At 59.3% G+C, this 9,224-nt stretch carries 10 protein-coding genes; 4 read left to right on the forward strand and 6 right to left on the reverse strand.

Annotation, left to right across the window (positions count from 1 at the left end; genetic code table 11):
* The first annotated feature begins 398 nt into the window (after positions 1–398).
* Positions 399–638: a DUF6124 family protein gene (locus tag F0169_RS26665; protein WP_152748091.1), complete on the forward strand. Its 240-nt coding sequence runs from the start codon at positions 399–401 to the stop codon at positions 636–638.
* A gap of 3 nt (positions 639–641) precedes the next feature.
* On the opposite strand, the gene F0169_RS26670 is transcribed toward F0169_RS26665, so the two are convergent.
* Positions 642–875: a hypothetical protein gene (locus F0169_RS26670; protein ID WP_152748092.1), complete on the reverse strand. Its 234-nt coding sequence runs from the start codon at positions 873–875 to the stop codon at positions 642–644.
* A 202-nt stretch (positions 876–1,077) separates the two neighbouring features.
* Here F0169_RS26670 and F0169_RS26675 point away from each other — a divergent pair, with 202 nt between their 5' ends.
* Positions 1,078–1,434, forward strand: a complete 357-nt coding sequence (locus F0169_RS26675; protein ID WP_152748093.1) for a hypothetical protein — start codon at positions 1,078–1,080, stop codon at positions 1,432–1,434.
* 25 nt (positions 1,435–1,459) lie between these two features.
* Here F0169_RS26675 and F0169_RS26680 read toward each other — a convergent pair whose 3' ends face one another.
* Positions 1,460–2,578, reverse strand: a complete 1,119-nt coding sequence (locus F0169_RS26680; protein ID WP_152748094.1) for an acyl-CoA dehydrogenase family protein — start codon at positions 2,576–2,578, stop codon at positions 1,460–1,462.
* A gap of 82 nt (positions 2,579–2,660) precedes the next feature.
* On the reverse strand, positions 2,661–3,428 hold the full coding sequence (locus F0169_RS26685) for a GNAT family N-acetyltransferase (RefSeq protein ID WP_152748095.1): 768 nt from the start codon (positions 3,426–3,428) through the stop codon (positions 2,661–2,663).
* Positions 3,429–3,684: 256 nt separating this feature from the next.
* Here F0169_RS26685 and F0169_RS26690 point away from each other — a divergent pair, with 256 nt between their 5' ends.
* Positions 3,685–3,885 carry a hypothetical protein gene (locus F0169_RS26690; protein ID WP_152748096.1) on the forward strand — a complete coding sequence of 67 codons (201 nt, stop codon included), beginning with the start codon at positions 3,685–3,687 and terminating at the stop codon, positions 3,883–3,885.
* A gap of 8 nt (positions 3,886–3,893) precedes the next feature.
* On the opposite strand, the gene F0169_RS26695 is transcribed toward F0169_RS26690, so the two are convergent.
* Positions 3,894–4,520 (reverse strand): glutathione S-transferase family protein, encoded by a 627-nt coding sequence (locus F0169_RS26695; RefSeq protein ID WP_152748097.1) that lies wholly within the window; start codon positions 4,518–4,520, stop codon positions 3,894–3,896.
* Between the two features lie 108 nt (positions 4,521–4,628).
* Between F0169_RS26695 and F0169_RS26700 the strand changes: the two genes are divergently transcribed.
* Positions 4,629–5,798 (forward strand): lactonase family protein, encoded by a 1,170-nt coding sequence (locus tag F0169_RS26700; protein WP_152748098.1) that lies wholly within the window; start codon positions 4,629–4,631, stop codon positions 5,796–5,798.
* 3 nt (positions 5,799–5,801) lie between these two features.
* Here the strand turns inward: F0169_RS26700 and F0169_RS26705 are convergent, their stop codons facing one another.
* Both F0169_RS26705 and F0169_RS26710 read right to left on the reverse strand, forming a co-directional pair.
* Positions 5,802–7,859: a methyl-accepting chemotaxis protein gene (locus F0169_RS26705; RefSeq protein ID WP_122250609.1), complete on the reverse strand. Its 2,058-nt coding sequence runs from the start codon at positions 7,857–7,859 to the stop codon at positions 5,802–5,804.
* A gap of 366 nt (positions 7,860–8,225) precedes the next feature.
* A partial coding sequence (locus F0169_RS26710) for a T6SS phospholipase effector Tle1-like catalytic domain-containing protein (RefSeq protein ID WP_482822454.1) occupies positions 8,226–9,224 on the reverse strand: 999 nt, incomplete at its 5' end.

Consider the following 9,224-nt stretch of genomic DNA (forward strand, 5'->3'; position numbering starts at 1 on the left):
GCTTGCTCGCGTTGGGCTGCGCAGCAACCCAAAAACCTGCACACACGATGCACCAGGCAAACCAGAACGCACAAGCCCCGTGCATTAAGCACACAGCACCTTGCTCCATTGCCTACGCGTACGTCAGAATCCGCCGACTTGTGCACCCAGGTGCCCGTCTCTAAGGTTGCTCGGTCGCTGAATCTCTCAGTGATCGGGTTTAGTAGCCTACGGTTTAACCTAACACGTGCATAAGTCTCATCTGTCAGACGTCCCTGTCTGTGCTTGATGGTGGCTGTGCGCAGGGCGCCCTCGGGCGCGCCGGTTTTGTTAGGTTCCACCGGTCTACTAACCTGCGTTCAGCTACCACCCTTTCGTTTAGTAGCGATGAGGTTGTGGCCCAAGCAAGGAACTTGACAATGGTTAATATCAACCCTGACTCAACCACCCTCTTCACCGTCGCTGCCGACGCCAGCACCGAAACCCTGATCACCAACAGCTACGAAACCTTCACCTCAGTCAGCACCTTGCTGCTCGACCTGTCCGAAGACCTGTGCGGCAAACACCGCGACATCGCGCTGGCCATCCATCAACTGAGCGAACTGGGCGTGCTCCTCACGGCCAAACTGCTCGACCGCGAAGCGCCCTGCCCTGGCTAACGTTTAGCCCTTCAACTCAGCGGCTCGGTTACTTGCCGCGTCGTCATAGGCCACATACAACGACTCGGCGATTTGGCTTTTAATGGCTTTGGCCGATTCCAACCCCAACACAAAACCTTCGGCTTTGCCGCCAGCGCGGTTGAGTTCTTCTTGGGTGGACGCGCCGGTGATAGCGTCGAGCAGTTTAGTGGCGTGAGGGCCAACGCCTTTGGGAAGGGAGATTTGGTCGATGGTCATGGCAGTACCTTAAAAGATAGAAGTCGGTAGCGCGTGAACCACTGCCGGGGATGGCATGGTAGCCCTGTTGGCAAAGAAAGGGGCCGCTTTCGCGCTGGCAGCGAGTCAACAAAATGTGTTCGCCCCGTCGCGACGGGGCGCCTTGGTTCAAAATCATCGGCACGCTGTTAATCTAAGGCGTTTGCGCACTTGGGGAGCCCCTATGAAATTAACCAAACGCGACAACGCCCGCCTCGAACGCCGCCTTGTCGCCACCCTCACCGAGGCCTGCGAAACCGCCAAAGGCGACATTCCAGGATTCATCTGGCTGACACATACCGTCGACTACGCAGCCTTCGCCAACAGCCTTCGCGTGACATGGGTGTTCGACACGCGGGCCAATAAGGACCAGGCCTTGGCCGGCGGAGCAGGCGAATGGATGCGTGAGCTGACCGCCGCTGCGCTGCACGACACCGAATCGCCGCCCGTGCCCTTGGAGCGCTGCGTGCAGTTCGATTGCGAAGAAGATTGCAGCGCCCAGCACGGCGGCGATTGGCGCGCGCGCCTGGCCCGCCGGTAAAGCGGCGACTCGCCCGCTACGTCGTTTAAATCAGTTGTTCACACAGGAAGGGGGTGCTGACGAGTTTGGACGTGGGGTGAAAGGCGAATAAACGCGTGGCAACCAGCAAGTAAGCGACTTCCTCGGACGACATGAACGTCATGCCTCCCAGAATTTCGAAGGCGCGCGTGCTAATACGGTTCACGGCCGCCTGTATGGAAAACCTTGTTGCCTGTGCACGCGCCAAGTCACTGCGCAAAAATCGGTTTTCGTCAATCGAGCCGGCCAAACCGCGCAGTGCCATCGTGGCACCTTGCAGGTCAATCAGCAGCGCCGCTCGGTCATCAAGTGAGCCTTTATTGGCTGACAAGGCCCGTGACGCCAGCGCCGAGGCCATGCCCAGGTAAGACGCCGACGCCAGCAGTTGAAACCAGATCGCCAACAAGTGGTTCCCCGTGCCCTGATGCGCGTCATCCAGTTGATCATCGACGGCAGCGCTGAAACACATCATGGCGTCGGGAACCATCAAGTTATTGAAGGTCACTTCGTGGCTGTCTGCCGCCAGCAAGTGCGGCACAGACCAGAACGGCGTGCGCTCGATACTGGCGTCGCCCGCAAAACCTACACCGATACCCACATGGGTCTCACCCTCAGGGTCAAGGTAGTTGACGCCAAACGTGATCACGTCAAAGTTATGCGTCATCGTGCAAGGTTTCTTGCTGCCATTAACCAAGTAACCGCCCGCGATTTTTTCGACGGCCATCGTCGATTCCAGAATAGGTGCATGCGCACGCCCTTCGGAAAATCCGGAAGCCACCAATAAGTTGTCGCGTGCGACCAGGCCTAACAACCCCTGAATGTCCGGAAAGAACCGCGCGGCCGCCATCATGCCGGCGACGGTGTGATGATGCATGGTCATCATTAACGCCAGCGAAGGGCAATGCGCACCGACCCACGTGTGCAGTTGTGCCAGTTTCAGCGCACTGATACCCGCTCCGCCCAATTCCTTTGCGATGGCCAGGCCGGGCAGGCCAACCGATCGGAACATGTCGGCCAATCGTTTCGGCTCGCCGCGCTCAAGATCAAGCAACGCGGCCCCTTCAAGAAACTCGACCATATGCGGCATCAGTTCGAACGCGGTGTTTCTTTCGTCGTGTAAGTACATGGCAATGAGCGTCTTCATTCATGAGTGTGAGCGTCAGCCAGCACGTTGATAATTTCATTATCACGCGGCGTCGGTGAGCGTTTTATAACGGCTGATCTTTTTTACCGTTAACCTGCGCACAGTGGCCGTTCAGTTTCGACAGCGGTAACAGCATAAAAAAATCCGCTGAGTTGTAATCACGGTCCCACGCGGGATGTCCACAGACCCACGCGCCCCTGCGCAAATGCCCCTTTAACAAAGTCGGGATGACGGGCACATACGCGGCGTCAAAGGCGTGAATGGGAAAGGGGTCATAAGGCGTCACGCGAAACTCGGCGGGCGCATAATGTTTTGAGGTAAAAGCGTGATACAGGGCTGCGGCATTCCGGCCACCGTCCGATGCACTGACACTGGAGCAACTGATCAGGTATTCACAGCGCTCACGCTGGATATACCTCGCCAGGCCGCCCCACAAGAGCCTGAGGACGCTGCCACTGCGGTAATCTTGATGAATGCAAGCATGGCCCAGTTCGATAACAGAGGTGCGTACAGGACCCAGGCCACTCATGTCGAACTCTTGTTCGGCATAATAGCGCCCCATGCGGTGGGCCGCTGTTGGGCTCATGACGCGATACGTGCCCACCACGCATGACGTTTTAGTATCGCGAACAATTATGTGATCGCAGTAGTCATCGAACTCATCCGCATTAATGCCGCCCGCATTGGCCACTGCCGACATCTCGAACACTTGATTAAATACTGTAAACCGCAGTTGTTGAGCTTCGCGTACCTCTTGCGCAGTCGTGGCAAGGCTGACTACCAACGTTGCACGCCTGGGGCCAGTTGTTGAATGGGCCGTCACTTGCTGCATACGTCTTTCCTTCAGTACTTAGATTAACTCTCCACTTAATAAGCGGATATTAATCGGCACCTTTGAACCGACCCTATCGGCAAAATCCGAAGCGCTTGCTGATTTTTCCGTGCGTGTTTGGTCTTATTCGGAACTGGCAGTGCCATGCGGCTTGAATCAACGCCCAGCACACGGCACGCTGCTAAAACAGGGGGCATTAATGCTCACACCTATCACGGGCTCCGACGTGTCGTTACTGCGCTAACCCGGCTGCATGGTGTGTGAAGTTGCCCTGGCGTTTGAGCAACTGGCGGCTCACTACCGCGTGCGCGTTTACACGCCTGCCGCGGCCGCGCACCAGAGTTCCCAAGGTTTGAAGATAGCGGTGCGCGGCGACTACGCCGCGCTCGCCAGCGCCGACAGCGTGGCGGTTATATCGAACGGCGTGAATACCCGCCGTGCTAACGCTCGACGATAGCTCCGCGGCTATTTGGCAAATGCGTACTCCCCGCCCTGCTCCACCGCCTCGCGATAAGCCGGCCGCGCCTGGAACCGCTGCACCCACGCCGCCAGGTTTGGGTAGGCCTGCAACTTGCCTTGCGCCTTGGCGATCTCGCCGATAAAGCTCATTTGTACGTCGGCGCCGCTCAGTTCGTCACCCAGCAAATACGGGGTATCCGCCAGCACGTCGTTCAGGTAGCCGAGGTAATTGGCCACTTCCGACTCAATACGCGGGTGCAACGGCGTGCCCGCGTCACCCAGGCGGCCGACGTAGAGGTTAAGCATCAGCGGCAGCATGGCCGAACCTTCGGCGAAGTGCAGCCATTGCACGTATTTGTCGTAGGTGGCGGTGGCAGGGTCGGGTTGCAGGCGACCCTGGCCATGGCGGCGGATCAGGTAGTCAATAATCGCGGCGGACTCGATCAGCACGAGCGCGCCGTCTTCAATCACCGGCGATTTACCCAGCGGGTTGATGGCCTTGAGTTCGGGTGGCGCAAGGTTGGTTTTCGGGTCGCGCTCGTAGCGCTTGATTGCGTATGGCAAGCCGAGTTCTTCAAGCAGCCAAAGGATGCGTTGCGAGCGAGAGTTGTTGAGGTGGTGGACAGTGATCATAAGGGCTCCGCTGAACAAGAGTGGGTGTATAGCAAACAGACTACGCGACCCACGTGGAGTGCCGTGAATGTAGGCGACCCATTGCCCTGACTCAAACATAGTCATACGATGACTGATCACAACCATAAAAATAAAGGATCACTCGTGAGTAAACCCCTTCTCATGGCCGCCGCTGTCGTGTGCGGCCTCAGCGTGCACGCGAACGCCGCTACTTTTGCGTATATCTCCAGCCCCGGCGACGGCCTGATTTCCCACTATCGCCTGGACGAAAGCAACGGCGCGCTGAGCCTTATCGATCAGGTGAATGCCGGCGATCAGGTCAACCCGATGGCCCTCAGCCCCGACGGTAAAACCTTGTTTGCCGCGTTGCGGGTCAAGCCGTTTCAGGTTCAAGGGTACAGCGTCGACCCCACGACCGGGCGGTTGACGGCGCAGTCCAAGGCGCCGTTGGCTGAAAGCATGGCGTACCTTGCGACTGACCGTGCCGGGCGTTACCTGCTCGCCGCCTCTTACGGTGCCGACACCCTGAGCGTGCAAGCGATTGACGCGGCTGGAAAACCCTCCGGCACCCTTCAGACCTACAAGACCGGCCCACATGCGCACTCGCTGCGCACCGACCCGAGCAATCGCTTTGCCTACGCGGGCAATCTGGGCGCGGACCATGTGCTGCAATACCGCTTCGACGCCAACACGGGCGCGTTAACGCCGATTGGCAGCGGCTATGTAAGTGTTGCGGCCAACACCGGGCCGCGGCACCTGGCCTTTTCTGCGGACGGCAAATACCTCTACGTGGTGGGGGAAATGAGCGGCACAGTCAGCGTATTTTCCATCGATGGCAGCACCGGCGCACTCACCCAGACTGGCATGGCGAATGGCATTCCCGAGCGCTTGAAATTGGCCCATGGCGAAGTGCGTGACGCGCGCAACAATGACCTCAAGGACGACCCGACGCCGCGTATCTGGGCAGCAGACCTGCGCATGTCGCCGAATGGCAAGCTGCTGCTGATGAGCGAGCGCACCAGCAGTTCGGTGTCGGCCTTTGCGGTGGACACCGCCACGGGTGGCATAAGGTTTGTCGACAACTACCCGGTCGCAGAGCAGCAGCCGCGCAATATCGCCTTTTCACCGAATGGCCACTGGTTGCTGGTGACCGGTGAAAAAAGCGAGAAAGTCGGCACCTATGCGGTCAGCGACACAGGTGCCTTGAAGCGTGTGGGCGAAGCGCCATCTGGCAAGGGTGCGCTGTGGATTGAGATCCTGCACACCTCAGCGCAATAGCCCTCAGCCCAACCTGAAACGCGCGGTGTTGTCACTCAACGCCTGGCTGCCCTTGCTCAGGGTATCTGCCGCGCGGTTGACGGCTCGCGCGCCATCGAGCAAACGCCCGGCGGCCTGATCAACTTGTTGGATGTTGCCGCTGACCTCGTCGGCGGTCGCAGCCTGTTCTTCTACCGCCGTCGCGATCTGCGCCAGGGTGTCGGTGACGTTTTGCACCGCGCCGGCGATCTCGCCCAGCCGCGTGCCGAGCCCGGTGACGGACTCCGCGTCAGTCAGCGCCTGTTCGCATGCGGCGCCCATCAGCGTCACCGCTTGGCTGACCGTCGCGCGCAGGCTGTCGACCGTGCCGGCGATCTGCGCCGTCGACGCCTGGGTGCGTTGCGACAGGCTGCGAACCTCGTCCGCCACCACCGCAAAACCACGGCCCTGCTCGCCTGCGCGTGCAGCCTCGATGGCCGCGTTAAGCGCCAGCAAGTTGGTTTGTTCGGCGATGCCGCGAATGGTGTCGACCACCGATTGAATCTGTTGCCCTTGCTGGCTGACTTGCTCCAACGCGTTAGCAGTGTCGGTCAGGCGCTGGTTGAGTTGCTGGATGCTGGCCGTGGTGCGCTGGCTGTCGCGGCTGCTGTCTTCGGCAATGCGCCGGGTTTGCTGGGCGCTGCCAGCCGCTTGTTCACAGCTTCTGGCGACGCCCATCGAGGTGGCCGCCAGTTGCGTGGCGGCGGCGGCGATCTGGCTGATTTGTGACTGTTGGTCTTCGACCTCTGTAAGGGTGCTGCCCGACTGCGAATTCAGCGTGAGCACGGCCGAGCCGAGCAGTTGAGTCTCGTGATTAACCCCGAGCAGGCTGGTGCGCAATTGCACGACCGCGACGTTAAGCGCGGTGCTGATGGCGGCCAGTTCGTCACGGCCTTCCACCGCCACTTCGACGCACAGGTTGCCGTCGCGCAGGGACTCGGCGAGCGTGGTAATGCCGCTGGCGCTGCGGTGAATAGCAGCCTGCAGGCACATAAACAGGTACAGCGCCGCCAGTGCCAACAGGCTGAAGGTCGCCACCACCGGGATGAAGTGCCGGAACGACAGATCGCGGTAATAACTCAAGCGCTGATCCATCGAATTCAGCGACTGGTTGCGCAACGTACCTAACGCGCCAAGCATGCTGTCGACACTGCGGTCGAAGCCCGCCATGTCAAGCTTGATAGTGCCGCCAAAAACGCCGTCGTCCAACAGCTTGAGTTGGTTATCGAGCAATTGCAGGCTGCTGTCGTATTGCGCCGTCCACGGTTCGAGCCCCTCATATTGCTTGGCTTTGAGCGAGGCAGCGGCCTTGACCAGTTGGTCGCGCGCATCGCCAATGCGGCTGCGCAGGTCACGCATCTGCAAGCGACTTTGCAAGGTGAACTGCCCCGAAGCGATGGACGACTCGCCAACACTCGCCATACGGCCGATGCGCTCGATCAGGTCCGGCGTCTGTTGGGTGGATATTTGCATCAGCGTGTAGGTTTCCAGCCAAGGATCGAGGATCAGGCCGGTGTCGAGGGCGATCTGTTCGCGCAGGGCTTGCACGGCGGTCAAGGCGGCGGTGAAGCGGTCATAACCGTCCGGCCACCAGCCCACAGTGCGCAAGGCTTGGGAGTCCATGCCCTTGACGGTGGCCTGCAACGCCTCAAAACGCGTCAAGGTGTCGGCGCTGGCATGCTCGGCTTTGAGCGAGTCGCCCAGTACTTGCAGGCTCTTCAGGATGACCGGGCTGCCGGCATCGACCTTGTCCATCGCCGCTTGAACCGCAGGCGTCTGGGTATGCAGGATGTCCACCGCTTTCCAGCGCGCCGCCAGGTTACGCTGGGCCGTCAATTGCCCATCCAGAGCCTCCATGGCCAATAGCTGGCTAACGCCAGACTTCTCGCTGGAAATCACCGCTAATTTTTCGCGATAGTCCTGGCCGATCATCCACAGGCTGCCCACCAGAGGCAGCATGAACATAATGAACAGAATCTGGAATTTGCGCGCAAAACCGAAACGCCCGAGCAGGCGGATACCGGGTGATAAAAGACTGTGCATGGCCGACTAACCCCTAAAACAACCCACGCGGAGCACCGGCGGGCGAAGCCTTGATATAACTAACGGCAAAATGCCATGTCATTGATTAGCTTGGCTCTAGCAAGATACGGGCCGCTGGTGAAGAAGCCGTAAATAGGCGGTTCGCCGATGAAACAACCCGGTAGCGCGCGCTAAAATGGGGCGAAAGCACTCAGCGTGAAGCGTAGAAATGTAACCCGATTTTACATCGGCACAGGCGTCAGGCTGATACTCGCCGCAAAGTCAGCGTTCGGCAAGTTCTGACGCGAGGATTATTCGGCTGAAGGGTGTCATTCGGGCAGGACTTTAATGCTCAAAGACTTTTATCGTTGAACGCTGGTGTACGCTCTAAGGCGTCACACTTGCCACCGCGCCCTTGGCCTGGTCCAGCCAGTTTTTTGAGGGTGGTGCCTGGGCCTCCAATGCCTGCGAGGCTTTGAGTATCTCGATCAAGTCTTGAGTCGTGGCGGTGCTCGCCGTCAATGCAGGCGGCACCGGCAAGGCCTTTGCCGCTTCTGACGCAGCGCCCGTTTCGGCGGTAAAGGCGCGAATCGCCTCCAGCCCCTCAAGCATTGGCAGTGTCAGACCGGTGACACGGTCAAACGCACGGATGCTCGGGAAATCCACCTTGCCGCGAATCACCGGCGTGCCCAGCGACGGAACAATCAACCCGATCAGGTAGCGTGGGTTGCGGCGCCTGATTGTCAGGCCAACACTGGCGACCGCCAACCCCACGCCCACCACGCGTTCGGCGGTGACCAACAGCGATAACGGGTTATTGGTTTCAGTGTCGAAAAATATGCCGCGATAACGAAAGTAGTCGCTGAAAATTTCCCGTTCATTCAAGGCCGCGTTCATAAACCAGGCGCGCGAGTCGTGCACGTGTTCATCAAACATCTGAATGATCGGGTAGACCTTGTCGTTTAACGATTTGCCGTCTGCGCCGAACAGGTTGGCGCAGTTCATCTCGCCGGCCTCGCGCAGGTCGGCATAGTGCTGGGCTTCGTCTTGCGCGTTGGTCATGTACACAAGGCCACCGACCAAGGTGTTGGCAAGCGTGCCAAGGCTGAACAGTTCACCGGCGGGCCAGGTCCATTCCGGCACATAGTCACGCCGAAAATCGGCCATGGCGTTGAGCAACTGGCGACAATCCAGGTTCGGTTCATACACTTTGCTGGTGTTAAACGCGCCTGAGGAGCGGGCGCCGGTGCGACGTTCGTAGTTCAACTTGATCAGCTGATTATCGTGTTGCGTGGCCAACTGACGTTCAGACCAGACCGGCGCCGGGGTGCCGGCCCGGTTGGCGGCATCTTCCTCAAGTTGGATGCTGTGTAAGGCTTCAAAGGC

The sequence above is a fragment of the Pseudomonas kitaguniensis genome (assembly GCF_009296165.1).
Lineage (GTDB): Bacteria > Pseudomonadota > Gammaproteobacteria > Pseudomonadales > Pseudomonadaceae > Aquipseudomonas > Aquipseudomonas kitaguniensis.